Below are 25,514 nucleotides of genomic sequence, written 5' to 3'. Positions count from 1 at the left end.
AGTCTCAGTTCAGCGGAATAATACCCTGCTTCCTCATCGTCTCCGGTGCGGTTTTCTTAAGCTCGTCCACTGTTGCAGCCGTGACTGGCGGAGCATTGTTTCCCCATGCTTTTCGGATGAACGTTACGACATCCGCAATCTGCTGCGAGCTGAGCATGTTTCCATAGGCCGGCATGGCAAAGGCGGACGGCGCTCTGGTCATTCCTGGCAGCACCGCACCACTTTGCACCACATGCACCAGAGAGGCCGGATCATCACTCATGAGCACCGGATTACCCGCGAGCGGCGGAAAAGCGGGCGCATATCCACGACCATCGGAACGATGGCACGCCGCACAATGATCCACATAAACCTTGGCTCCCGGAGCCGAAACATCTCCCGCCTGTAACGCGGACGCCGCTTCCGGATCATACCTCCATGCCGACAAAGCCGGATTATGCGGTTGCAACGACAGCAGATACTGCGCCATCGCGTGGAGGTCTGCATCCGTCAGATGCTGCGTTCCATGGAAAATGGCATCGGTCATACCTCCGAATGCTTCACCCCGCCGGTTACGACCGGTCGCAAGAAACTGGACGATATCGTCTTCGGACCAGCCCGCAAGACCGGTCCGCTGATCCTGCCGCAGACTGGTCGGGACGAAACCGTCGATTGGCGCGCCCCCGGAAAGGAACAGCGATCCACTGCTGTTTGAAAGCGACTTCTCCTGCATCGCCAGTCCCCGTGGAGAGTGGCAGGCCCCGCAATGACCCGGCCCTTCCACAAGATAAGCGCCGCGTCCTATCCCATCATTGGGAAGAGACCGCATGACGTCTTTCTGTGCCGCGCGGATAGAAGGCGAGAACACCGCCCGCCAGATGGTCATCGGCAGACGGATGGACAGCGGCCATGCAATCCGGTTGGAAGGCGCCGGCTGATCAACCGGCTGAACACCCTTCATGAAATAGACATACAGAGCATGAATGTCTGCATCGCTCATGCGGGCATAGGACGGAAAGGGCATTGCCGGATAAAGGCTTGCTCCGTCCCGGCGTACGCCTTCACGTACGGCACGGGAAAATTCGGCCTCCGAATAGGCACCAATTCCATGTGTGGCGTCCGGAGTGATATTGGATGAATAGATCGATCCAATCGGTAGCTTGAACTCCATGCCGCCCGCGAAATTACCCCGTCCGCTGACCGTATGACAGGCGCTGCAATCGGAAGCCTCCGCAACATATTGTCCCTGTTTGACAAGGGTATTTGTATCTTCTGCATGCAGATCCGAAACGAAACCTGTCAGCAGGACAGCAGCGCTGAAAAACGCTGCGCGGGAAAACAAACCGTATGTCATGCCTGCACCATCGGACCTGGATTTTTCAGATAGGTCGTCCGGATATGATAAGCCGCCCAGTAAGCCAGAGCCGCAACCATACCGGTCGGATTATACCCCATTCCCTGCGGAAACGCGCTGGCTCCGATGACGAAAACATTCGAAATGTCCCAGCTCTGCAGATAACGGTTGACGCAACTGGTTTTGGGATCAGTACCCATGACAGCGCCTCCACCCAGATGTGTGGTCTGATACCGGCGGGTATCGAAAACCTCGCCGTCTTTCAGCATTCCCAAAGAATAACGGGTTGCCCCCATCGCCTTGATAACAGGCTCGATTTTACCAACCACATACTGGTTCATACGGATGTCGTTCTCTTTCCAGTTAAACGTCATCCGCAGCAAAGGCTGCCCATAGGCATTGGTGTAAGTAGGATCAAGATCCAGATAAACATCCCGATACGCCATGTTGCTGCCATGGGCGTCGATCGTCAGAGAATGACGATACGTGTCCACCATTGCGTCTTTGTACCCTTCGCCCCATGTGGGAGCCTTGCCGCCCGGCCCTCCGACAGCCGCCGCAATCGGCTTGACGCCCGCCTGATTGACCCAGACCGGTGATCCGCCCACAAAACCAAGAGGGCCGTGATCGAAATTCATGCTGTTGAAATCATCAATCGCCACACCTGCCCCACCAGCACCGACAAAAAGATTCGTGTACTGTTTGGGAGAAAGCCAGGCCCGGGACGTCGTGATTGTCTGATAGACGAAATTCCGTCCGACCGTTCCGGTATTCTGTTTCGGATCATAAGGCTGCCCGATACCCGAGAGCAGCATCAGATGAACATTGTGAAACTGAAAAGCGCTGATAATGACAAGATCAGCGTCCAGCTCGACCTGCTTCTGGGTTCGCAGATCGAGATAGGTCACACCAGTCGCCTTTTTCCTGTCAGCATCCAGATTGACTTTAAGAACATGCGCCTTGGTGATCAGTGTGAACTTTGAATCCTGACGCAGCGCAGGGAGAATGTTCACATTCGGCGAAGCCTTCGAATACATGTAGCAGTCATACCCGCTGCAATATCCGCAGAAATTGCACGGCCCCATCTGCGCACCATACGGATTGGTGTATTGCGCCGACGCATTCGCAGCAGGCAGCGCATACGGGTGGTAACCCACGCTGGCAGCGGCAGTCCTGAACAGACTGGCCGAGTAAACATCGCCCATCGCCGGGAGCGGAAAAGCATCGGAACGGTCAGGAGCAAAGCGGTTTCCCTTCCCCACAACCTTCCCGTTGATTGTATATGGCTCTCCTGACGTGCCGAAAACCTTCTCCGCCTTGTCGAAAAACGGCTCCAGCTCTTCATAGGTCACACCATAGTCCTGAAGATTCATACCCTCGGGAATGAAGCTCTTGCCATAACGGGCGACAACATTGGTGCGCAGGGCTAGATCGTCCGGCGCAACACGGAAATGCACGCCCGACCAATGCAAGCCGGCACCGCCAACCCCCTCGCCCGGGAGGAACGCTGCCAAACGGCGATATGGCAAGGCTTCCTGATCCAGCGTGTTCCGGATCGTGACGGTAGACTTCGACATATTCTGGAAAAGGCGATGACGGATCGCCCCCCTCAGTTCGTCGATGGAGGTTGGATAATCGCCCTCAACAGCAGTGGCGCGCTCATCACCACGCTCCAGCATGACAACAGACAGCCCCGCTTCCGTCAGTTCCTTGGCCAGGATTGAACCCGCCCAGCCCGCACCGATTACAACGGCATCAACTTTTTTTGCACACATATTCTGAAAATCCTCAGGCAGTTTCGCCAGATATCGAAACAGGCCCGAAAGGATACGGCGCCCCTTTCTGGTTGACCCAGTCCATGAAATCAGCCCGCGCGCCGGGGAAGCCGAGAAGCATCCAGCCCGCAAGACCCTTGTTGCCGCCGTAAAGGGGATCGGAGAAAACGCCTTCGAGCGTGTTCTGGCGCAGCTGCTCGAAAAACGTATGGGCAGGTACCGCGCCCAGCATCATTTTTCCCTGTTCGAACGTCTTGAGAAGAGCGATCTGGTCCGAAGGTTCAAGCTCGTCGAAACGCTGTCCTTTAAGCTGGCGCGCGTAGGCATTCGCAGCTTCAATAGACTGTCGATAGAGATCACGCGGCGGCAAAGAGAGCTGATACCCCAGATTGGGCGCCCCTGACCGAAACGGGCCGGACATGTACCACAACTCACCATGGCCATAAGGAGTATTCATCTGCCGATCGATGAACTCCGGCGCCCCGAGTACCGCGCCATCAGGCCCATGAGCATCTGCAGGGAATATTCTCGCACAGGCGGCATTCAGAAAACGCCATTCCTCGGACGTAAAATATTGCGGTTGATACGGTCGGCTGCTTTCCGACTGCAACGCATCAGCCCAGACCTTGTGGCCCCCGTAAATCCAGAACGACGTTGACCCCAAAAGACCCGCGGTGAAATTCCGCCGCGTTGAAGAAGGTAGCTTCATTTGATACTCCACTGACACACATGACGTGACGACATGAAATGATTCTGCATAATGGCATCCCTCTGCCTTTTCCCTTTGCGCACCTGAGGAAGTATGGGATGCTCACGAAAAAGAGATCCGCTCCCGGAGAGACCGTATTTTGAATAATGACGACACGCCGCAGCTCCCAGGAGGGATTTGACAAGCATGAATGGCCCTCAGAAAGCAGTAACTCTCAATTCTGTTGCTGTTGAAGCAGGGGTCTCGCGCGCCACTGCGTCTCTTGTTCTTCGAAGCAGCCCCTTGGTTTCTGTGAGCACGAGAGAACGGGTCATCGCTGCGATGGACAAGCTGGGCTATATTTACAATCGAGGTGCCGCAAATCTCCGGGGGCAGAAAACCGGCACCATCGGACTGGTTCTTTGTGATATCGGCAGCCCTTTCTACAGCCAGTTGATGCTGGGGATCGACGGGATCATCGTGGAAGCCAGTATTGTCGCAATCCTGGTCAACAGCGCTGAAAACCCCGAGAGACAGCTCAGACAGGTCCGGCGTCTGCGCGAACATGGGGTGGATGGCCTGATTATCTGTCCGGCCGTTGGAACGCCCGAGGCGCTCCTGTCCGAAATCGCAAACCTCCGCATCCCCTGCGTGCAGGTTCTGCGGCATGTCTCGCAGACGGACGGTGACTATGTCGGCCCCGACTATGCGGAGGGTACTTCTCTCGCAGTCAAACATCTTATCAAACATGGCCGGCAGAACATTGCCTTCCTCGGCGGAAGAGCCATACATTCTGCCGCCCGGGAACGTCTGGACGGTTTTCGGAAGACCCTCAAAAGACACAAACTCCGGCATGACCTGATCATCCCCACCAATCTGGAGAATCTGGCTGATTTCGGCACCCTCCCGGATCTCATGGCGTCCTCCAGTCCGCCGGATGCTTTCATCTGCTACAATGACATGGTCGCTCAGTCCTTGATGGGACATCTGCTGTCTCTGGGGGAAATGCCCGGACGCGATTTCGGTGTGATCGGTGCCGACAACCTGCCGCAGAGCGCGACGTCCTTCCCTCCCCTGACCACGATCATCACAGATCCTGTGGGCGTTGGTCGTAACGCTGCGCGCCTGCTGCTGGACAGAATTGAAAATGCCAGTCCCTCCAGTACCCGCATTCTGGTGTCCGGACAGTTGATGGTGCGTCAGAGTTGCGGAGGTCACGCGCCCTGATCCTTCCGAATGATGTACAGCCGATGGGTTCCTTGGAGCAGTTTGTATATGGGAAATCATCATAACCATAACTCCATGGATCGATCTAAAAGAGAGACACATAAGATTTGAAGCCGAGCATCGCCGAATTGCGCAGACCAACTTGTCCGTTAGGGTTCATATAATACTGAAAATCAGGTCTGAACGTTACGCCGCGCATCACATTTATGGAATAATCGACTTCGAAAACCTCGGCGTTGGTCTGAACGCCTGTCGCATGGTTGGGCATACCGACATATTTCCCCGCCGCAACCATCGCAAGCGTCGTATCACGCGTTCCCGGGGCAATGCTGACATAAGAAAAAGCCACACCAAACATATCTTCCGGACGACCAGGTATCAGTCCCTGACTGATCAAAGCGCCATAGACCTCAAAATCGCGCACGGCAGTATGAGGGGAATTATAAATATACCCCCCCATGAATGTCAGTCCTGCCGTTTCTGGTCTGTTGGAATAGTTCATAAGTTTCTGATCGAACATGAAATACGTTTGCCACGATGAGTCTCGCATGCGCTGAACGCCACCATAGACATAATAGGATTGCCCTTTGGTATTATAATAATTATCGGGACGGCGAACATCATCATAAACAAACCCTAGTTTATAATGGCCCGGAAGATTATGGTGACTTCCGAAATGTGGCTCCCATTGCGCTTCGACCGGAATTTCATAGCCAACAATATTGGCTCCGTTGAATTTGAATCCCGTTCTATGTTGGTAATTCATGTAGATGCCATTTTCAGCGAAATATACAGCCGTCTGAATATAAAGATCTTTTCGAGGCCGCCCTTTCATATGAAACGCCCATGTCGCCGCTGGATAACTGCCATAATAATTACTATCCGCCGCAGCCTTGGGACGGCCGCAGAACGAGTTGTTCTGAAAGCTACAGAAAATGGGGCTGGAGGCGAAGTCAGACATCTGGGACATCCGGCCGCCCGAAATCAGCAACCGCCCCCCGAACAGACTTTCTTCTCCGTAAAGAGAAACAAGGTGCACCACTACATTTCCACCACCGCCATAGATCTCGGAGCTATGCGCCAACCAGTCACCAAACATTCTGTTGGCAGTTGTTCCATATCGACCGATGGTCGTCATGCGCGTCACAAAGCCCTTGATACCGGCCAGATGTTCCCAATCAACAACAAGATTGGCTGAATACTGTCCAGCGTTACTCGATCCATCTCTATAGTTTTTATAGTGGGGTCCTTTCGTTGGGTTTTGAAGCGCTCCTGCATACTCATTGGTATTATCAAAATGAAACCCAATACCGTTTTTTCTCAGCCAGGACGTCATACCGAACGGGTCCGAGAAAATGGAGGGCGGCCCTTCTGTAATAGGCGACGGGGCCGCATGGGGAGGCGACAAAGGTGGGGCCGGGTAAGTGGTGAAGATACCCGGCGGGATAGCGACCTGCGGGGGCGCATTCTGCTGAACCGAATTTAAAGGTGTGGAGGCATTCTGCTGAGGCCCCAGAACTTGGGATTGAGGTTGAGTATTACTCAGGTCCTGAGCAGAAACAAAAGAATTTAATCCAGAATATGAAAAGATAAAAGCAACATATAAAAATATTTTATAGAATCTTGATGCCTTATTTAGTGAACCTCCAAAACGATATATTTCTAATATATCCTTAGACATTTCCATTCCAGTAAAACACTTTGATACTTATTCAAACTTGATTCAACGACTCCGAATCAAAGCGGATAAGTACTTCTCGTCATCTGCGGAGCGGACATGCCATATAATTTTCTCATTTCCCATCCCGCCCCTCATCACGAAATCTGTGAAGGCTTTCTCGCAAAACTAAGAGACAGGTCAAAAATTTAGATCGGTTCAAATTTTCCAATTTTCGGCCAAATGAAAAAATGGTTTTTTTTCATTGAGATAATAGCCAAGCCCTTGCCATCAAGAGGGCCAAGCCCCCTCACCAGAACAAGACAAGTTCCCTTATTTCCATACTTTGTCACAATATAGTGAATTAGACCGATCTAGGTGGACTCCTGAGTCTCATGGCAAATGCCCCTTAGCCGTTACGAAATATGACCGAAAGGCGCGCCACGTGCTGCTATTCAGGAATAGGCCCACCGGGGCTTATTATAAGCTCTTCCGACACATCTGTTATGTGACGGTTCTCGGGGTGAGCATCATTCCCAGGATTGTTCAGGCAGATGAACCATCGTCCTCGAACATATCTCTTGCTCAGGCACGCATTCTGGCGCGAACCGCAGAAGACAGAGCTGCATCCAATCATACAGCCATTGTCGTGACGGTTGTGGACCCTTCGGGACAACCGCTTCTCGTCGAACGTATGGCAGAAGCGCAGCTTGCCAGCCTCGAACTCTCAAAACGGAAAGCTGTCAGCGCAGTCTTTTACAAGCGGCCATCTTCAGCTTTCGAAGCCGCATTGAGTGGCGGAAAAATGGCAGTTCTGGCTCTTCCAGACGCCATGCCCGCCGGTGGTGGCGTCCCGATATTCCGTAACGGACAGCTTGTTGGCGGCATGGGAGTGAGCGGCGGCAATAACGCTCAGGATTCCGAGGCTGCAAATGCCGCGGTGGAGGCTTTGAAATGATGGTTACGTCTCTTCCGGAGTCTGCTGGAAAAGGGACAGTGCTGTGAAGAAAGTCAGCCCTCCGCCCCTCTCTTCCGGAACCCCGCTTCTAGGGCGCCGTTCGCTCCTGCTCGGCACCGTCATGGGCAGCGTCTCCGTAGCAATCGGCAATTCCGTCCTCGGCCGCGCCAATGCGCTTGCAGCCCCCCCGCTCGATGAGACATTTCTGGGTGTCTCAAGGGCGATTACCGGAAGACCGGATCTCGATCCGGTCCTGAGCAGCCGCCTCTGCGCTGCCATGCAGACCACATTTCCGGGTTATGCCAGCACGGTCGAGTCCCTCGCCAGAATTACAGCACAGGGCGGCCAGCCACATGAAATTCTGGATCGATCTGGTGACCTGAAGAAGGCTTTTCTGGCACTCAATGCTGCCTGGTACACAGGCTCTACTGAAGACAAGACCAACGCACCAATGGTCGCTTACTACGATGCCCTCATGTACCAGCCCACCAAAGATGGTCTGCCGGTACCAACCTACTGTTTCGGCCGTCCCGGATGGTGGACGGAGGCTCCGCCGCCTCTCGGTATTCCAATTCATGCACCACTCCCTGCGACGCCCCCGCCTCCGGCGCCTCCAGGCGTGGAAAGCAAGATCCCGCCCCAGTCGCCTCCTCTCAAACCCATTACGCCGTCCTCTCCCCCCTACATTCCCAAACCCCGTCAGGAGCACTAAACCATGGCCAAACCGGATTTTACATCATCTGGAGACGTCTCGGCGGATGTCGTTGTCGTCGGGTCCGGAGTGGTCGGCGGGCTGGTGGCAAACGAACTGGCTGCTGCCGGTCATTCCGTCGTGATTCTGGAAGCGGGACTTCGTCTCAAGCGTGCCGAATATGTGGAAAACTGGCGCAATATGTCCTTCCACAACCGGCTTCATTCGGATTTTCAGGGTCTCTATCCCCAGTCCCCCATGGCTCAGGCGCCGCTCTATTTTCCGCCCAACGATTATGTTGGACTATCCGGCCCCAATGGGTCTGCCTTCAAACAGGGCTATCTTCGTACTGTGGGCGGAACGACATGGCACTGGGCCGCATCGTGCTGGCGGCATCTACCTTCCGATTTCGAAATGAAATCACGCTACGGCGTCGGACGCGACTGGGCCATATCGTACGATGACCTTGAGCCTTTTTATTGCCGGGCAGAAGAGGAAATGGGCGTCTCAGGCCCTCATGACAAAGCTCTCCAGTCTCCTCAGGAACGCAGCCGTCCCTACCCCAGAGATATGATTCCCTTCGGTTACGGAGACCGCCGGGTTGCCGAAATCGTCAATCCCCATGGTTTTCATCTGGTTCCCATTCCGCAGGGCCGAAGCATGGAGCCTTTCGGAGAACGCCCGGCCTGCTGTGGCAACAATAACTGCCAACCCATTTGCCCGATCGGGGCGATGTATAACGGTATCCAGCATATCGAAAAAGCCGAGGCCAACGGGGCCGTCACCATTGCGGAAGCCGTGGTCTATCGCATCGATACCGACGAAAATAACCGTGTAACGGCGGTGCATTGGTACGACGCCCACCGACAGTCTCATAAGGCGACCGGAAAGACTTTCGTTCTCGCGTGTAATGGGATCGAAACGCCCCGTCTGCTTCTGCTGGCCGCCAATGCCCGCAACCCGAACGGAATTGCCAATTCTTCCGATCAGGTTGGTCGCAACATGATGGACCATTCCGGCGTGCACGCCTCTTTTCTGGCCAACGAACCCCTTTGGTTCGGACGTGGACCAGCGCAAAGCAGTTGCATCGTCGGCCCGCGGGATGGAGATTTCCGCCGGGATTATTCAGCCAACAAGATGATCCTGAACAATATCAGCCGTGTTGCGCCTGCAACGGAACAGGCCCTCAAGCTGGGACTGGTCGGAAAAGAGCTCGATGACGAAATCCGCCGCCGTGCCGCCTGTGGTGTTGACCTCTCCATCAGCCTCGAACCCCTGCCCGATCCGGAAAACCGCCTGACACTGAGCAAAACCCGCACAGATCCGCTGGGTCTCGCATGCCCGGACATTCACTACGATGTGGGCGATTATGTCCGTAAAGGACTGAATGCCGTCACCACACAGGTAAAGGAAATTGCCGGCCTGATGGGAGGAACTGAACTCCGCATTACGACGGACTATAACGCCAACAACCACATCATGGGCGGCACGATTATGGGTCGGGACCCCAAAGACTCTGTTGTCGATGGCGATTGCAGGGCCCACGATCACGCCAATCTGTGGCTTCCGGGAGGCGGCGCAATGCCGTCCGCCAGTGTCGTCAACACCACACTCAGCATGGCAGCGCTTGGACTGAAAGCGGCTGATTCCATCAAGGCCGCTTTCGCACGGGGGCAGGCATGAAACAGAAATATCGCAAAAAACCGCCACTTTCAGGGCTTACTGCTCTCGCTGTCGCAACTGTTCTCGGTTCCTGCACAGGCGCTTATGCCCAGAGCAGCGGACCCGACACGAACGTTGCCCAACGCGGGCACTATCTGGCGATCGCGGCCGACTGTGCAGCCTGCCACACCGCACCCGGCTCAACGCAGCCTTTTGCTGGCGGATACGGCATCGCGTCCCCGCTTGGATCGATCTATTCGACCAACATCACGCCCTCCAAAGAGCACGGCATCGGAAACTACACTGAAAAAGAATTTGCCCACGCTTTAAGAGAAGGCATCCGGCGCGACGGAGCCCATCTTTATCCGGCGATGCCTTACACGTCTTATACCAAGCTGACAGATGATGACGTGCATGCCCTGTACGTCTACTTTATGTCGGCAGTAAAGCCGGTCGAGAGTACTCCACAAAAAACCGCCCTCCCCTTCCCCTACAATATCCGGGCATCCATGGGGATCTGGAATGCCTTTTTTCTGGATGACACGCGGTTCAAACCGGATCCGTCCAAATCCGCAGGAATCAATCGCGGGCAGTATTTGTCCTATGCTCTGGCCCATTGCGACACCTGTCATACCCCCCGCAATGCAATGATGGCGGAGAAAAGCGGCAGCCCTCTTGCTGGTGCTTCACTGTCCTCATGGTATGCCCCCAATATTACTTCGGATCCGGTCAGCGGCATTGGTGGCTGGAGTAGCGAGGATCTGTTCCGATATCTCAAAACCGGCGACGTCCCCGGCAAAGCCCAGGCAGGCGGCCCCATGGCCGAAGCCATCGAGCATAGCTTCCAGTCTCTGGATGACGCCGACATCCGCGCAATGGTCGCCTACATCAAACAGGTTCCAGCCATCTCGGACAATAAGGATACAGCGCCCCGGGAAAGCTACGGAAAGGCCTCCGGACGTGAGGCCGTCTATCGTGCTCTGCCTGCCAACCGGCTCAGTCGGGGTGAATATCTCTTTTCAGGAGAATGCGCGGCCTGTCACCGTCCGACCGGACAGGGCAGCCCGGATGGATACTATCCGCAGCTTTTCCACAATACGGCCGTGGGTGCCCCTATCGCCGACAACCTGATCACTACCATCCTCATGGGTGTGCGCCGGGAAGTGAACGGTCATACGACCTACATGCCGGGATTTGGACCGGGATCGTATGTTGATACCCTCTCCGATCAGGACATCGCGGATATCAGCAATTACGTTGAACAGAATTTTGGCAATCCGAACGTCAAAGTCAGCCCTGATGATGTGAAGCTCATCCGATCCGGCGGCCCCAAACCTCTTATTGCACAGCTCGGTGCTTTCACCGTTCCGGCGATGATTGTGGCAGTCGTGCTTCTCACACTCGCCATTTTCTTCTTCATCCGACTTTCCCGAAAAACGAAGGCCTGAGGCCTTGCGAGCTTTCGTTCCACGTCTTCAGGAGCTTCCAGAAATGCAAAGATTGTGCCTGCTTTCCTGTGCCGCGCTTCTTGCGTTCGCATCCCCCCTGCATGCCCAGACGGTCGTCTCGGCTAATGATGCCCATTCCATTCTTCAGAATGGTGTGCAGGTCCTCCCCCACCCCCTCACACCGGACTCACTTTCCTTTCTTGAAAAAACATCGGACGGCATCTGGAAAGTCCGGACCAGCATCGATGTGCCTAGCAGCGTTGTCGGACCACCAACCGCTGTTACCTTCAGCCCGGACGGTAAAATCCTGGTCGTCTCCGCTGCATCCAAGGCTGATACGACAAGCGGCAAAATCGTTCCGGATGACGAAATCACGGTGATTGATGTTTCCGGTCCACAACCCAAAATCATCCAGCACATCGCATCTGCACCCGGCGCAACGACCCTGCGCTTTACACCGGATGGACATCACCTCCTCGTCGCCAACGGAAAATCCGGCGTTCTGACATGGTTCTCATTCGACGGGCGAAACCTCAGCCAGCGACGCGTCATTCCCCTGCCTGCCTCCGGATTTCCAGGAGGATTGGCCATTCTCCCGGACGGAAAGCGCGCCCTTGTCAGCCTGTGGCAGGCGGACAAGGTTTATACGCTTCATATTAAAGAAGATCAGATCACCGTCGATCCACATCCTTTAAACATCGCCCCAGGCCCCTGGAATATCCGGATCAGCCGGAACGATCGTTACGCTGTCATGGGAATTCTGGGCCATGGCGAAGGTTTACCAGGCGCCCTTTCCGTTCTGGACCTGAAGAGCAATCCGATCCGTGAAATTCAGAGAGTTCCTGTTCCCAATGCGCCGGAAGGACTGGATATCTCACCGGACGGGCAGTATGTCGCCGTCGTTTCGCAGAACGGCTCCGCCCTGCCCCCATCGTCGCCCCGCTATCATGATCGGGGTATCGTGACGGTTCTCTCATTCCAAGACGGACATCTGGCTCCCCTTGCCCAAGCACCGGGAACCCTATGGCCACAGGGGCTGACCTTCTCGCCTGATGGTCATGCCATTCTGGTTCAGGGTGTTATGGATCGTAGCCTCCTGACCCTGAACTGGAATGGGACTCAACTCAGCAAGGCGGGTGAAGCTCCCCTTCCGGGTGGAGGCGCTGACCTCGAAAAGACATCGCCATGGTAAGAACCAGATAAAATCTTTTGGTTGGGTGTTCCTTTTTGCTGCTCTTCGCGCGGAGCAGAAAGGCCTGTCCTCCCTAATATTCAGGGCCAGCTTTGAGCCCCCTGAGTATCTGGGCAAACCACACACCCGTAAAAGACTGGTGGAAAGGCAGGCAGCGCCACGTTCAAGATTTGTCGCCGCGACATACCCGTTCCGGCAAGCAAAAGGGTATGTCACAGGACTAAGGCCCGATCTGGAATGGTTACGAAGCGGGTTCCGCGTATATTCGCGAAACCCGAAGCCAACTGAAGGTCAGAAATGAACCCCGGCCTGCAACTCGAATGCACGCCCGAGGATGACATCGTAATATCGTGCCAGCCCCACTGTACCAACGTCTTTTGGCAAGGCATCAAACACATTGTTCATCATGAAATTCACATTGAAATTCTTGGTGATTTTATACCCGATCGTCGTATTGAAGTAGAAGAAATCCGGACGATTATTATCCGTTTCCGCATACTCTCCTGCCGTGACGTTGAACTTGGACGGGCCGTAATAAATTGTCTGCCACTGAATAAATAGCGGACCACGAATATAGTTCAAATTGGCCGTAAATGAATCCTTCGGAGAACTGGTGCTTCCTACTTCCGGATAGGTTGTTCCCAGGAAAGTCTGGGTATTTTTGACATAATGATTGTAGTTTACACTAAGATCAAATGCTCCCCAGTTCTCAAACCGCCTGCCAAAACGCCGAAGCGGAAGATAGTATTTCAAAGAAGCCTCCAGCGCCTGCATGTGCTGGTTGGCGATATTCACAAACCCTTCCTCATAGCCTGTGACCTGATGGGTATTCGGATCGCGCGTGAACATATCGCAATAGGCATTGGGAAATGATTTTGAGTCGTAACAAGAACTCATAATATCGCTGATCCCCAGATCCATGATTTCATTGCTGATTTTTACATCAACGAAGGATGCATCAAGCTGAAGTCCTGGTACGAAATGTGGGGTAAAATGGAAGGAACCCGTATAGCTGTGGGACACTTCGTTTTTCAGACGTGCATTGCCACCATCAGATCCATATATCCCGTAGTTGACGATATCTGACACAAAACCCGACGGAATACCCTGCTTCGCGCAATTCGCAGCGCGAATAGCCGGATTAGGACCAGACGCAATATCTTCAGCCGCACAGGGATCACTCGCCATGCTGTTTACGCGACTTTTGGGAGAAAACAGCTCCGTGACGGATGGATTACGGACTGACTGGGCATAATTTCCGCTAAATCCAAAATCTCTCGTCGGCCACCAGCTTCCCCCGAACATATAGGTCCAGTAACTGCCGGTCATAGTGTTGTAGATATACCGTCCATTCGCCGTTGCTGAAATATTATAGGCTCCGGGAACATGCATTGCCGGAGACACAATAGGAACGTCCAGCTCTCCAAAAACTTCATGCGTTCCGTAAGCGCCATAAGTATTGGGAACGGGAATTTCATCACCATACTGACGAACACTTCCATCCGCCAAGGTCTCGCCATTCAGAATGGACCCCGCATTGAAGTCATAGGACTCCCGGCGATGTTCATAACCCAGATCCCAGCGAACATCACCTGCGGGCAACCGCATGACCGTACTGTGCATTTCCGCCTGAATGTCAAACTGGGTATTCTTGTTCTTGGGATTGACCATCGATGTAATATAATTAAGCGCCGCTGGAGTTTCCTGCCCCCGCCCGAAGACATTCAGTGGCGCACAGGTTTCACTACGGGTTTTGGCCGTCGAATTGATGTAACCCGGCGCACAGCCAATCGTCCCATCAGGCAGCGTCACTGCATCCAGAGCATTAATGAGGTTGTTTGTATCAACCATCAGAGTGTGCGTATTGCTCAGATATGCGCTATATTCCCCCTTCACGCTCCAGTCGAAATGGCGACCGACCGCATTGAAATCGCCATTCAGACCGCCCTGAAAACGATACATCTGGTTGGTTGTGGTAAAAGCGCCTTCTCCGAAATCCTGATTGGCACGGGTGAGATAAAACGTGTCCGTGGGTTGGCCGGAGGCTTTCAGGGCATTCACGATGGTTGAACGCTCTGCTGATGTAAGAAATGGGTTTGACGTGCTCAGCACCAGATTGCCGTTAACGTAACTTTCTGGTGACGAATCGAAATTTGCTCGCGTCAGGGGAGAGCCCTCAAAGGTGGCAGAGTAATAAAGCCCCTGGTTCACCGAACTTTTAGCCTCTCCCCTTTGATACCAACCCTGCCATGTGGCATGTAAATGGTCGGTAAAATCGTAATGACCCAGCGTCGTCAGGTTCAGGGATTGCTGGGGGGTATAGAGCTGATCGTAATCTTCAAAAGAAAGACCATTACCACCCGCTGTATAGTAATTACTCCGAGTTACTGTTCCCGTCAGCGGTACCAGAGATTTTCCATCCTGGCTGAACTGCAAAACTCCCCCACCTACCGCTGCAATACCACCCGAAGCCACACCAAAAGTTGAAGGATTGAGGTTCCCGTTGACCAAGGGAATACCGGTAGCACTCAACTGACTAAAACGCTCATTGCGAGTCAGAACATAATAGTATGGAGAATCGCTGGTCTTGGCTGGCCAGAGATATGTTTCTGCCCCACTCCCAATAGTATTGCGGCGATCGTTGTAAACCAGCCCATCGGCGTTCCGGTATTCGACATCGAATACGATACCACCTTTATCGTGGTCAAAGCCGGTCCCGTATTTCAGATAGATTTTTTCTTTTCCACCATCCAGCTGTTGCGTCCAATCCCCCTGCGCATTGAAATCTACTCCCTTGAAATGATCATCCAACTGATAATTCACAACGCCTGCCACAGCATCAGCGCCATAAGCTGCGCCAGCGCCGCCATAACGCGTGTCAATTTTCTTTACGAGGGACGTAGGAATGGTGCCAACATCGACCTGCGAACCACTGCCAGCGCCATAAAGCGAAGCGGTCGCCCCTCCAACCATGCGCATGCCATCGATCAGCGTCAGGGTCCGCTGGTCTCCCAGCGCAAGAAGTCCGGTGAAGGTCTGTCCCGCGCCCCAAGATCCCTGACTACCGACCGGACTGTTGGAGGGGACAGAAAAAGCCGGATTTTCACGCAGAAGAGCCATGCCAAGGTTGGAATACCCACGGGCGCGCAACTGCGCCGCATCCAGCGTGCTTCCTGCCGTCACCTCATTAAGGCGCGTCTGCGAAAGACGTGTGCCCGTGACTGTAATGTCTTCACTATGCTCATTCAGAGTACCAGAAGACGCTTGTAAAACTGTGGTGGATTTCTGACGCAGACCGTTTGTCGCGACGGCAGGAGAAGTCGAGAGGCCAGATGTTGGAGCGGCAGTCGTATCATGAGCAGTTGTTGCCTTCCGAACTACCTTCTTTTTATGCTTGGCAGCCTTAACTGCTCCGTGACGCGGAGAATCTGAAGTCGCGGCATAGGTATTCTCAATATTCCAGCCAGAAACCGTTATTGCGGCTCCAATCAGCAGTACCGCTTTCAGTTTTGGTTTGGATGGAAGGCCCGTACACATGTCCATAAACTCCCCAATGCGCCACGGTGGCTGCAGCCAAAGCTTTGCCTTGGAATGAGTCCACCTCGCTTTATTTCGGTATCATTCCAAGTTTTGGGTCGTCTATTTCCAAAATGTTTTGACACATTAACCTTCGGTACATAGTGCTCGGGACAAAGCGAGCGGCACCGGTGCCTTACAGTAAGTCATTTTATGATCTTTACGCGTGCACAACCTCCGTTTCGATATCGCGCCGGTTATATTTCGGATTCGACATGGGCGTGTTTTCAGTTATCAGCCCTTACCAGACTAAACTGCCAGACACTTTCGGAAGCCGGGCAGCGTCCTTTCAGCCCGCCTGCAACGTCCCGCATTTGCAAGCACCTGATTTCGTACACCTTGCCGTAAGCCGCGCGTACAAAGTCCTCGTCCACGGAAAACGGCGGTCCCTTCAGACAGGACTGATCATAAGTCAGCGTTACAAGCAGTTCCGGCACAGGACCGGTCAGGGCCAGAAGATGGGCGACATAAGCCCGCCGCAGATCTTCCGGAAGGGCAATCAGCGCAGCACGATCATAAATACCTTCCACCGGGCCAAGAAGATCCGGCGTCAGATCAAAAATATTGCCTGTAAAAATACAAATGTCTGAGGCCGAAAAACACCGCAGCGTCCCAACCTGCACGACATCAGGCGTAACACCGAGATCGCTGAAAAACCGCTCCACCGCAATCTCGCTGAGTTCACATCCGATCACCCGATACCCCCGCCCGGCCAGCCAGACCATGTCCTGACTCATCCCGCACAGAGGCACGAAAATCCGCGCCCCAACCGGCAGATGCAACGCGCCAAAATGGTAGGTCAAAAGCGGATTGGCGCGCACTTCATGAAAGCCCGTCTCCCCACGTTCCCATTTTCCCTGCCAGAAAACGGCATTCGACGCTGCATCCATCACTCCGGCGATCCTCCTGTTCAGCCTGGCCGATCCTGTGCTTTCTTCCCTCGACGAAGCAATGGCCTCCCCGGAGAAAATGTGAGAAAAGCCGCTCATGGTCATGCTCACCCCCTCACAGCGGCAGGCGCTCGATGAAATCATTGCCGCCCATGCCGCAGGACTGCCCACGCACCTGCTGACGGGATATGCGGGCAGCGGCAAGACGACCCTGATGCAGGCCGTGGCCCGGCATTTCATGGGCGAGAAAAAAGTCGTAGTCATCACGGCCCCGACCCACAAAGCCACGGCCGTCCTGCGCTCCAAAGTAGACCGGGACGTCGATTGCCGCACGATCCAGAGCCTGCTGAGCCTTCAGCCCTCTTCGGAGGGCACGACCACAACGCTAGTCCGCTCCAAGCGACCGCAGACGATCGCCGATGGCATCGTGATCGTCGATGAATGTTCGATGCTCTCTGCGGAGTTGATGAACTGGATCCGCGATCTGCTGCGTTACTGCTTCGTGCTGTTCGTAGGCGACCCGGCCCAGCTTCCGCCCGTCGGGGAAGCCGCTTCCCCCTCGTTTTCCGTGCCCTCCCGCTCCCATCTCGACACCGTCGTCCGACAGGCAGCAGGCAATCCGATCCTCGAAGCCGCGACCCTCATCCGCCAAAGCCAGGGCGGTGAAGCCGACTGGAGCTGGGTCCGCGATGCCCGTCAGGAACAGACCGGCCTGTTCCTACCTAAGGATGTAGAAAGCTGGGTCCGCAAGGCGTTTCTGTCCGACGCGTTCGACGAAGATAACGACTGGTGCCGCTATCTGTGCTGGACGAACGCGCGGGTGCATCAGATCAACCGGATGGTCCGGCTCTGGCGCTATGGCGGCGAGACCCCCACCCCCTTCATGCCCGGCGAGCGTGTCGTATCCCGCGCACCGTTTTCCATCCAGCAGGAAGAAAGCGGCCCACGTCAGGCCATCGCCACGAACGAGGAAGTCCTCGTCATGGACATCAAGCCCGGTCGGCTGTCCTATAAGTTCGAGCTGTGCAAGGACGTTCCGGCGTGGGTGGCCGATCTGGCATCATGGGAGGTCACGCTGCTGACGATGGCGGGCGAGGAAATCACCGGCCATATCGTGCAGAACCCGAAGGATCTGGAGGCCGTGGACCGGCGCCTGGTGCAGGAAGCGAAGCAACAGCACCGCCGCTGGAGCCACCGTTTCGCCTTCCAGAATGCCCTGCTTCAGCTTCAGGCGATCTACGCCATGACCGTCCACACCGCACAAGGCAGCACGTTCAAAAACGTGTTCGTGGATCTCGGCGATATCGGCCGTCGTGCCCGGCAGAACCCGCTGGAGACGCAGCAGCTCTGTTATGTGGCGGTCACGCGCGCGACGGACATGGTGTTCCTTGTCAACACGGCGGGTCTTTCCGCACAATAGGCCGCGACGCCCAGAACGAGGCCAGCATGGACCCCGAAACATTGTGCCAGACGGAGAACACCGCGCCCGGCAACGCGGTCAGCGGAGAGAAATAAAGCCGCCCCAGCGTCGCGGCGAGGCCGGAATTCTGCATCCCAACTTCCAGCGCCAGCGTCCGGCAGACACTCTCGTCAAAGCCGAGCAGTCGCCCGCCCCAGTAGCCTCCCAGAAGCCCGATCCCGTTATGCAGGATGACGGCCAAGAGCATAATCGGACCGGCCTCTTTCAAGGACGGCCCCACACCCGCCACGATCGCCCCGATGATGAGCAGGATCGACACCATGGCCACCAGCGGCAGCGCGGGCTCGAGCCGGCGCACCGCCCGATGCCAGAACGTGTTGAGCACCACGCCCGCCAGAACAGGCAAGGCCACCATGGTGACGATGCTGCGAAACAGCGCCCAGCTATCGACCGCAACGCCCTCCGAGACATAGAACCGCACCAGAAGCGGCGTCGCCACGATCCCGACGAGCGTTGAAAACGCGCTGATGCTGACCGAAAGCGCCACGTCCCCGCGCGACAGATAGATCATGACATTGGATGCCGTGCCACTCGACACGCACCCGACCAGAACCATGCCTGTCATCAGTGCAGGCGACAGTCCCAGCAGATGCGCAATCCCCCACGCCGCAAGCGGCATGACAAGATAATGCAGCCCCACCCCGGCCAGAACCGGCGCGGGCCGACGCAGGATACGCCCGAAATCGGCCGGTGTGAGCGACACGCCCATCGTGAACATAACAAACGCCAGAAGTGGCGTAATAACGGGCACGAGCGTCAGGAACCCTCCGGGCAGAAGGAGTGCAAGCCCGGACACCAGAATGGCCCAGAGCGGGAAAAGACGCATCACCACCGCAACCGGACCATCTCGCAAAAACATTCTTCAAGTGGCATTCGATCCCTCATGACAAAGAGGACAAAAAAAGTCCTTATGCCGGGAGATGGCGGTTGCGTCACCCACCCCGAAGAAATACCAGCCTGAAAAATGCCATTAACCTCAAGGTAAGGTCGAGCTGTCTTTATTGTTTTTGTGAGGAATCGAAGTCTGTCCATCAGCGTTTTCGGGAGTGGCCTGTGCGGCCTGTTCAATAACCCATGCAGTATCCATGACACCTGATCCGCCCACTCTGCTTGGGTACAGCACGGTTATTTTCCTGCTTCTGGGCGTCCATTTCATCCTGTCAGAATTTTCCGGCAGACGATGGTCCCGCATGGCGTGGTACGCGGCTCCCTTCTTTCTGGGCGCGATCTCGGGCCTGTTCTCCACTGTCCAGAGCATTCTGCCGGGACAGTGGGGGCTCCGGATGAGTTCCCTGTTCATGATCATGGCCTACGGAGCCGCGTGGCAGGCCATGCGAATCATCCTCGGCTATCGCACCCGGGTTCTGCCGGTTCTGCTGGCCTGTATCGTCTTCTTTGTTCTGTCAGCCCTCTCGGGGCGCACAGGGCTGTTCCACATCCTCAGTACGGCCTGCCGTCTGGCCGCGCTTGCAATGCTCCACATTCTGGGGCTTCGGAATCTGCGGAACGCAGACCAGATCAGAACCCCGGCACGGCGCAACCTGCAAAGACTTCTGACCCTCTATGCAGGGTTTTACCTTTTACTGGTGGCGCTCGTACTGTGGATGCCAGCCCCTCTTGGTGCCGCTCCAGCAACCATCTGGGCCGTGGCAACCTATAATTTCCTGACCGTTATCGAAGTAACGCTGTTCGCTCTGGGCATGATTGCAATCCCATGGGAGCAACTCGCCTTCCAGCAGAAAGAACTGATCCTTCAGGACCCTCTTTCAGGCGGCGGCAATCGCCGGGCCTTTCAGGAGTGGCTGGAAAATGACGGAAAAAACTGCGCCCATGAAGCGCTTCTCATGGTCGATATCGATCATTTCAAAAACATCAATGACCTCCATGGCCACGCAATCGGAGATCAGATCATCATCACCATGGGGCGTGTCTGCAGGGATCTTCTTTACCCAACGACAAGCCTGTTCCGTATTGGCGGGGACGAATTCGTTATCGTTTTCCAGTGCGGGAGTGTCGACGAAATGCTCGCAACCGCCCAGCGCCTCCGTAATACGTTCTCAACCGAAACCCGTCTGATCGGAGAGGACGGTATCACGGCAACACTGAGCATTGGCGCTGCCCTCTGTCCTGGCACGGGGATCAGTCGAACAGATCTTCTGGCCCGGGCCGACAATGCTCTTTATGCCGCCAAACAGACAGGTCGTGATCGCGTGGTTCACTTTGCACAGGAAGAAGACAGTTCACTTCCGGGAATATAAGATCTTTTCGAGCCCTATCCCTGAAAACCCGGACCTTCATTCTTTTCCGAGCGTTTTTGCCCTGACGTTCGAAGTCAAGATCAGAAGTTCCCGGTATCGGGCCAGTCCGGACCAACCCAGCGCGACGAGTAACCCCGCGACTGAAAATGTCGCAACCCAGACTGGAACTGCTGTCGACGCACGCTCCGCAAAACACAGTGCAAGCGCCGCGAGAGGCAAGACAAACCGTAACCCTCCTGCCCTTTGCAGCCACGCAGGTTTCTGAAGCCGCGCATACCGCAGCATTTTCGGCTCATGGCAGGCCTGCAAAAGCAGAAACAGGCTCCATAGACACGTGCAGAGAACAATAGTCACAGGCGGCGCGCCATCTGGAGCGAGACGAGCGCTAGAAAGAACGCCACCAGATCCGTTGCGGCAAAAACCGTCGGGACATGAAAAAATGTAACCCCCGGTCGGGTCACAACGTCCAGCGGAGTCAGAAAAAGACCAAGCCCCGCCAGACAGAAAAGCTGGATTTTCCAGCCCTGAAACGGACGGCCCAGAAGGCTCCACACCATCCCCGAAACGGCACTGAGCACCCAGACAGCCAGAAAAACATGTCCTTCCGCCAGCGGACGGTCGTGCAAAGCGACGGGCAATAGGCGATTGGCCCAAAAAAAAGCCAGCGCCCCCATTGGCATCCCCACAACACTGCCGATGGCCAGGCCCTCGGCAATCCGGAACATGAGCCGCTCCCCTGACTGACGACGGCGTTTCATCAGAAAAATGATAGAGCCGCTCGCGAACATGACGGCCCCCATGGCGCCCGAAATGAAATACAGCCAGCGCATGCCCACCCCCGTCCAGCGGGCATAATGCAACCCTTTCAGAACCTGCTCCGTATGGGTAATGGCGCCGGGCAGCAGGACATGACGCAGAACATGACCATCCTCCGGGCTGAAATCGACATGCTCGCGTGTCAGTAACGGGCCGGACGCATCGGTTCGGGATATGAGGATATTCTGCGGCTGGAACAGGATATATCCGGTCTGGCCCGCCCCAATCGTACGTTCAGCCTCCGCTACGAGGGGAGCCAGCGGGGGGAAGATTGAAGGGATTGAAACAGCCGGTTTCTCGGATGTGTGGTGCGTGGATGGCGCAGAGGCCCGGAAAGCGTTTTCAACGGAGGCGAGATAGGACACGGGCGGAAAAAGCGTCCGCGCACGGATAAAGGTGCCGCTATAGGCCATCAGCAGAATGAACGGCAGGAACACAACAGCGGCCACCACATGTACGTCCAGCCATGCCCGCAATCTGGCCGCAAAAGGACGCAGGAGCATCAAGTCGGAGATAAGCCCCTTCAGATGGATGATGATGCCCGAACCGATTGTCAGCAGAAGCGCCAGACCTGCAAACGCAACAACCGTTTCTCCGTAAACGCCGGAACGCATCGTGTAATGCAGGTCGTAGAAAAACGTCCCTCCGGCCGTAGCGCGGACGTTCAGACGTTCTCCAGTCTGTGGATTGTATGGAACGGTCAGGAACTCATGCCCGTCATGATGCTCCAGACGCAGATAGGGGTCCCGTGCGGAAGGCAGGGTTATGAACGGCTTTTCACCCTGCGCCAGCAGGTCGTGCACGGCCGGAAGGACATGGTCCAGAGATTGCGGAGAAAATGCCTCTGTCTGCGGTGGGGCTTCAGGCTGGAGCCAGCGCGTCAGTTCGGTGTCGAATACGGCAAGGCAGCCTGAAGCAAAAACGCAGAACAGCAGGAGCCCTGCGGCAAAACCGACCCAGGCATGCAGCCATCCCATCCGGGTGCGAAGCGTATCCTGCATCACGAATGCAACAAAACGGCCAGAAGGGCCACAACGCCGACCGCTCCAGCAATGATCCCGCCACGCAACGGACTGCGTGTTCCGAAAGCGAGCAGAAACAGTAGCGGAAACGCAGCGACCGCAATCATCTGCCCCAAAACCGTCGCGTCATGCCGCACAGCAGGCCCCCATTTCAGGGCGCCCAGCGTGATGAAATGCGCCGCTATCCAGACCAGCGCAAACACGAACACCGCACGCCAGATCCACCGGCGCGCAGGTGATGATGACACGCCGGAACGACGGGAGCGTGCGGTTGAGGGAGTTTCGGAAGGCATCAGAAATTCGAGCGCAGGGTAAACATGAAATTCCGGGGCTCACCGTAATAGTTGTAATAATAGAAATTGCCGAGCCGCTGATAATAGCGCGTATTGGAGATGTTGTTGAGGTTCATGGTCAGCGCCAGATAGCGGTTCCATTGATATCCGACCTGTGCCGAGGCGATGATGTAGCCGGACTGCGTGACAAGGCGATTGGTGCCAAACGTCCCGCTCTGCGCATTGATGCCGCCCCCGATGCTCCAGATGTTTTTCTGCGCGCCCCGATAGGGTTCGAACCGATAATGCGTCCAGAGTTTCCACAGATGCCGCGGCGAATTCCCGGCATAGGCAAGACCTGCATTCGACGGCGTACCGTTATCAACGATGCGGTTGTCGTTGTAGGTGTAACTGGCATTGATGTCCCATCCCGGCAGGGGGCGGCCAATCACTTCGGCTTCCGCACCCTGACTGCGCGTTCTTCCTGCCGCGACGTAACAGGTAGCGGTATGGCTCGGGCCACAGGTCGGGTCCAGATCGCTGTTGGCAATCGCATCGTTCCGCTGCACGATCTTGTATCCCGCCATCGTAAAGCTCAGCATCTGGTTGAACAGCGCACCTTTCATGCCGCCTTCAAGCTGCCCACCCCGTACCGGCTGAAGCTGGCGTCCGTCCACGCCATAGGCAGACTGGGGGCTGAACGTATCGGTATAGCTGGCATAGAATGTGATGTGCGGCAGAACGTGATAGACCAGCGCGGCATAGGGCGTCAGGATACCCTGCTGATCGATGGACGTACTGGTCACGGCACCCGGCACCAGATCGCGCGATTTCTGCACATATCCGCTGATGCGCCCGCCCAGCGTCAGGAAAATGCTCGACATGAGCTGAAAACGCCCCTGCCCGTACACACCCCACTGTTCGGTCGGCTGCCAGCTCCGGCTTGTAACGGAAGGGAGAATGGCCCCTGAAATTGCGCCATAATCGCTGATCGGCAGACCGGCCAGAGCGGCGTTCGTGCGAGAGTTCACGCTCGCCCCGCCGCCTTCATAGACATAGCGGTTATAATTCGCGCCGATCATGAGCGTATGCGTCCGATTCAGAAGATGCAGCGGCCCGGTCAGATACCCGTCCACACCATCATTGGTTTCGCTGTAAATGGAGCGAGCCGCCACATAATTCGCTGTCTGCGCCTTGGCATTATAAGCGTTGATATAGCTGTATTGCAGATCAGTATCGGCTGTCCTGTGCCGTCCTGTGACACGCCCGACCCAGCCCGCACCAAAGCGCCGTTCGAGCTGCGCCATGACTTCGGTCGTCGGCACCTGCCCCTTGTTCCAGTCCGAGCCGATGAACGTATTGCGCGGCAGATTGAGGTCCGCCCCCGTACCGCTCATGCGCGGCAGGCCCATATAGCGGGTCGTGTCATTGGACTGCGACGTGACGGAAACGGTCAGGGTGGTGCGTCGATCGATATGGACGTCCGTCACGCCATAGATCGTCCAGCGGCGGTCATAGGCATTTTTATAGAAGAAATCGCGATCGGTCCCAGCCATGACCAGACGGGCGGACACGATTTTCGATTTCCCGATCGGCCCACCCACATCGACGCTGGCATGATAATTATCCCATGATCCGGCACTGAAAGAGGCATTGCCCTGAAATGTTTCCGTCGGGCGTTTATGAACGAAATTGACACTGCCTCCCGGCGCGCTTGAACCCTGCAACACACCATCCGGGCCGCGCAGAACCTCGATCCGGTCATAGATCGCAAGGTCGAACTGCTGGGCAAGCTGAAGGCCGCCTGTCGCGGGCGATCCATCGTACTGAGCCGCGAGTTGGAAACCACGGGCCGAAAACCCCGCCGTACCATCGCCATACAGATTGACGTTGACGCCCGCGACCTGTTTGAGCGCGTTGTCGACCGTGAAAAGATTCTGGTCCTTCATCTGCTGCGTGCTCAGAACAGAAATTGACTGCGGTACATCTTCGGGCCGTAACAACATGCGCGTCGTGGACACCGCACGCACGGTATAGGTTCCGGTACCGTCTGTTGTAGCGGTTGCACGATGTCCATGGACCAGAAGCTGCTCGACACTGCCGGGGACATCTGGCTCTGCCGTTACGACAGAAGACGGTTTTTTCTTCGTGGAGACCTTCTTCTGCTCCTGTCCCGCCGCAGAGAGATCCGCAGGGACCGCCTGAGCCACAGCCTCCTCCCAGCCACTGGACAGCAACGCGAGAGCATACAGGGTTTTTCTGAACCCCGTTCCAGGACGGGAACGTGAAGCCGGATTATTCCCTGTCTGCATCATACGCGCTTTCGAGTGACCGTTTATCAGCCCCTCTCATGGAAGGGATGACGCAAACCTACATGAGAATAGTTCTTATTAACAGAGTGCTATTCTGCTTTTGTTGTCAAAAAAGCCTTTACGAAAACATACGAAACACTTTTGACGCCTGATACGGGGGTCCGGTACAGAAATAACCTTCCAGAAAGCCTCTGGAGATGATCTGCCGAATCCGGAATATCATCCCGAGAAAACGAAACCGGACATCTTCATAAACC

General features: G+C 55.6%; 18 protein-coding genes. 8 read left to right on the top strand and 10 right to left on the bottom strand.

What is annotated here, in order from left to right; translation table 11 throughout:
* Positions 1-4: 4 nt before the first annotated feature.
* The 3 genes from HKD28_RS06070 to HKD28_RS06060 are packed head-to-tail and all read right to left on the bottom strand — an operon-like array spanning position 5 to position 3,817.
* Positions 5-1,333, bottom strand: coding sequence for a c-type cytochrome (locus HKD28_RS06070; protein WP_194267552.1), 1,329 nt, complete (start codon positions 1,331-1,333; stop codon positions 5-7).
* Positions 1,330-3,108 (bottom strand): GMC family oxidoreductase, encoded by a 1,779-nt coding sequence (locus HKD28_RS06065; RefSeq protein WP_194267551.1) that lies wholly within the window; start codon positions 3,106-3,108, stop codon positions 1,330-1,332. The genes HKD28_RS06070 and HKD28_RS06065 overlap by 4 nt, the downstream gene beginning before the upstream one ends.
* Positions 3,109-3,121: 13 nt before the next feature.
* Positions 3,122-3,817 carry a gluconate 2-dehydrogenase subunit 3 family protein gene (locus tag HKD28_RS06060; protein WP_194267550.1) on the bottom strand — a complete coding sequence of 232 codons (696 nt, stop codon included), beginning with the start codon at positions 3,815-3,817 and terminating at the stop codon, positions 3,122-3,124.
* Positions 3,818-4,003: 186 nt separating this feature from the next.
* Here HKD28_RS06060 and HKD28_RS06055 point away from each other — a divergent pair, with 186 nt between their 5' ends.
* Complete coding sequence (locus tag HKD28_RS06055; protein ID WP_194267549.1) at positions 4,004-5,023, top strand: LacI family DNA-binding transcriptional regulator; 1,020 nt, start codon at positions 4,004-4,006, stop codon at positions 5,021-5,023.
* Between the two features lie 85 nt (positions 5,024-5,108).
* Here the strand turns inward: HKD28_RS06055 and HKD28_RS06050 are convergent, their stop codons facing one another.
* Positions 5,109-6,704, bottom strand: coding sequence for a carbohydrate porin (locus HKD28_RS06050; RefSeq protein ID WP_235993337.1), 1,596 nt, complete (start codon positions 6,702-6,704; stop codon positions 5,109-5,111).
* 499 nt (positions 6,705-7,203) lie between these two features.
* Here HKD28_RS06050 and HKD28_RS06045 point away from each other — a divergent pair, with 499 nt between their 5' ends.
* The 5 genes from HKD28_RS06045 to HKD28_RS06025 are packed head-to-tail and all read left to right on the top strand — an operon-like array spanning position 7,204 to position 12,631.
* On the top strand, positions 7,204-7,638 hold the full coding sequence (locus tag HKD28_RS06045; RefSeq protein ID WP_194267547.1) for a GlcG/HbpS family heme-binding protein: 435 nt from the start codon (positions 7,204-7,206) through the stop codon (positions 7,636-7,638).
* Positions 7,639-7,681: 43 nt separating this feature from the next.
* Positions 7,682-8,350, top strand: a complete 669-nt coding sequence (locus HKD28_RS06040) for a sugar dehydrogenase complex small subunit (RefSeq protein ID WP_328749362.1) — start codon at positions 7,682-7,684, stop codon at positions 8,348-8,350.
* A 3-nt stretch (positions 8,351-8,353) separates the two neighbouring features.
* The gene (locus HKD28_RS06035; protein ID WP_194267546.1) at positions 8,354-10,012 is read left to right on the top strand and encodes a GMC family oxidoreductase; all 1,659 of its coding nucleotides are present in this window, start codon (positions 8,354-8,356) and stop codon (positions 10,010-10,012) included.
* Complete coding sequence (locus HKD28_RS06030) at positions 10,009-11,439, top strand: c-type cytochrome (protein WP_194267545.1); 1,431 nt, start codon at positions 10,009-10,011, stop codon at positions 11,437-11,439. Before HKD28_RS06035 ends, HKD28_RS06030 begins: the two co-directional genes overlap by 4 nt.
* Before the next feature lie 43 nt (positions 11,440-11,482).
* Positions 11,483-12,631 carry a lactonase family protein gene (locus HKD28_RS06025; protein ID WP_194267544.1) on the top strand — a complete coding sequence of 383 codons (1,149 nt, stop codon included), beginning with the start codon at positions 11,483-11,485 and terminating at the stop codon, positions 12,629-12,631.
* A gap of 291 nt (positions 12,632-12,922) precedes the next feature.
* Here HKD28_RS06025 and HKD28_RS06020 read toward each other — a convergent pair whose 3' ends face one another.
* Entirely contained in the window at positions 12,923-16,168 is a 3,246-nt protein-coding gene (locus tag HKD28_RS06020) for a TonB-dependent receptor domain-containing protein (protein WP_194267543.1), read from the bottom strand.
* Positions 16,169-16,434: 266 nt separating this feature from the next.
* Positions 16,435-17,097, bottom strand: a complete 663-nt coding sequence (tmpT, locus tag HKD28_RS06015) for a thiopurine S-methyltransferase (protein WP_194267682.1) — start codon at positions 17,095-17,097, stop codon at positions 16,435-16,437.
* A gap of 97 nt (positions 17,098-17,194) precedes the next feature.
* Between tmpT and HKD28_RS06010 the strand changes: the two genes are divergently transcribed.
* Entirely contained in the window at positions 17,195-18,517 is a 1,323-nt protein-coding gene (locus HKD28_RS06010) for an ATP-dependent DNA helicase (protein WP_194267542.1), read from the top strand.
* On the opposite strand, the gene panS is transcribed toward HKD28_RS06010, so the two are convergent.
* Positions 18,489-19,436 carry a ketopantoate/pantoate/pantothenate transporter PanS gene (gene panS / locus HKD28_RS06005; RefSeq protein ID WP_194267541.1) on the bottom strand — a complete coding sequence of 316 codons (948 nt, stop codon included), beginning with the start codon at positions 19,434-19,436 and terminating at the stop codon, positions 18,489-18,491. The two genes, HKD28_RS06010 and panS, sit on opposite strands and share 29 nt — an antisense overlap.
* A 226-nt stretch (positions 19,437-19,662) precedes the next feature.
* Here panS and HKD28_RS06000 point away from each other — a divergent pair, with 226 nt between their 5' ends.
* On the top strand, positions 19,663-20,835 hold the full coding sequence (locus HKD28_RS06000) for a GGDEF domain-containing protein (protein WP_194267540.1): 1,173 nt from the start codon (positions 19,663-19,665) through the stop codon (positions 20,833-20,835).
* A 350-nt stretch (positions 20,836-21,185) separates the two neighbouring features.
* Here the strand turns inward: HKD28_RS06000 and HKD28_RS05995 are convergent, their stop codons facing one another.
* Genes HKD28_RS05995 through HKD28_RS05985 form a run of 3 tightly spaced genes read right to left on the bottom strand, consistent with a single transcriptional unit; the run spans position 21,186 to position 25,155 of the window.
* A complete protein-coding gene (locus tag HKD28_RS05995; protein WP_194267539.1) occupies positions 21,186-22,652 on the bottom strand; it encodes a PepSY-associated TM helix domain-containing protein in 1,467 nt (488 codons plus the stop codon).
* Positions 22,652-22,966, bottom strand: coding sequence for a hypothetical protein (locus HKD28_RS05990; protein WP_235993335.1), 315 nt, complete (start codon positions 22,964-22,966; stop codon positions 22,652-22,654). Before HKD28_RS05990 ends, HKD28_RS05995 begins: the two co-directional genes overlap by 1 nt.
* Positions 22,966-25,155 (bottom strand): TonB-dependent siderophore receptor, encoded by a 2,190-nt coding sequence (locus HKD28_RS05985; RefSeq protein ID WP_328749355.1) that lies wholly within the window; start codon positions 25,153-25,155, stop codon positions 22,966-22,968. Before HKD28_RS05985 ends, HKD28_RS05990 begins: the two co-directional genes overlap by 1 nt.
* Between the last annotated feature and the right edge of the window lie 359 nt (positions 25,156-25,514).

This window comes from Gluconobacter cadivus, assembly GCF_015244745.1.
Taxonomy (GTDB): Bacteria; Pseudomonadota; Alphaproteobacteria; order Acetobacterales; family Acetobacteraceae; genus Gluconobacter; species Gluconobacter cadivus.
The sequence above is the reverse complement of the archived record's forward strand: the minus strand, read 5'-3'. Positions and strand labels throughout refer to the sequence as shown.

Excerpts from the sequence above, each read along its gene's own strand:
- HKD28_RS06070 (WP_194267552.1), bottom strand. The coding sequence starts at position 1,333 with ATGACATACGGTTTGTTTTCCCGCGCAGCGTTTTTCAGCGCTGCTGTC.
- HKD28_RS06065 (WP_194267551.1), bottom strand. The coding sequence starts at position 3,108 with ATGTGTGCAAAAAAAGTTGATGCCGTTGTAATCGGTGCGGGCTGGGCG.
- HKD28_RS06060 (WP_194267550.1), bottom strand. The coding sequence starts at position 3,817 with ATGAAGCTACCTTCTTCAACGCGGCGGAATTTCACCGCGGGTCTTTTG.
- HKD28_RS06055 (WP_194267549.1), top strand. The coding sequence starts at position 4,004 with ATGAATGGCCCTCAGAAAGCAGTAACTCTCAATTCTGTTGCTGTTGAA.
- HKD28_RS06050 (WP_235993337.1), bottom strand. The coding sequence starts at position 6,704 with ATGTCTAAGGATATATTAGAAATATATCGTTTTGGAGGTTCACTAAAT.
- HKD28_RS06035 (WP_194267546.1), top strand. The coding sequence starts at position 8,354 with ATGGCCAAACCGGATTTTACATCATCTGGAGACGTCTCGGCGGATGTC.
- HKD28_RS06030 (WP_194267545.1), top strand. The coding sequence starts at position 10,009 with ATGAAACAGAAATATCGCAAAAAACCGCCACTTTCAGGGCTTACTGCT.
- HKD28_RS06025 (WP_194267544.1), top strand. The coding sequence starts at position 11,483 with ATGCAAAGATTGTGCCTGCTTTCCTGTGCCGCGCTTCTTGCGTTCGCA.
- HKD28_RS06020 (WP_194267543.1), bottom strand. The coding sequence starts at position 16,168 with ATGTGTACGGGCCTTCCATCCAAACCAAAACTGAAAGCGGTACTGCTG.
- tmpT (WP_194267682.1), bottom strand. The coding sequence starts at position 17,097 with ATGGATGCAGCGTCGAATGCCGTTTTCTGGCAGGGAAAATGGGAACGT.
- HKD28_RS06010 (WP_194267542.1), top strand. The coding sequence starts at position 17,195 with ATGGTCATGCTCACCCCCTCACAGCGGCAGGCGCTCGATGAAATCATT.
- panS (WP_194267541.1), bottom strand. The coding sequence starts at position 19,436 with ATGTTTTTGCGAGATGGTCCGGTTGCGGTGGTGATGCGTCTTTTCCCG.
- HKD28_RS06000 (WP_194267540.1), top strand. The coding sequence starts at position 19,663 with ATGACACCTGATCCGCCCACTCTGCTTGGGTACAGCACGGTTATTTTC.
- HKD28_RS05995 (WP_194267539.1), bottom strand. The coding sequence starts at position 22,652 with ATGCAGGATACGCTTCGCACCCGGATGGGATGGCTGCATGCCTGGGTC.
- HKD28_RS05990 (WP_235993335.1), bottom strand. The coding sequence starts at position 22,966 with ATGCCTTCCGAAACTCCCTCAACCGCACGCTCCCGTCGTTCCGGCGTG.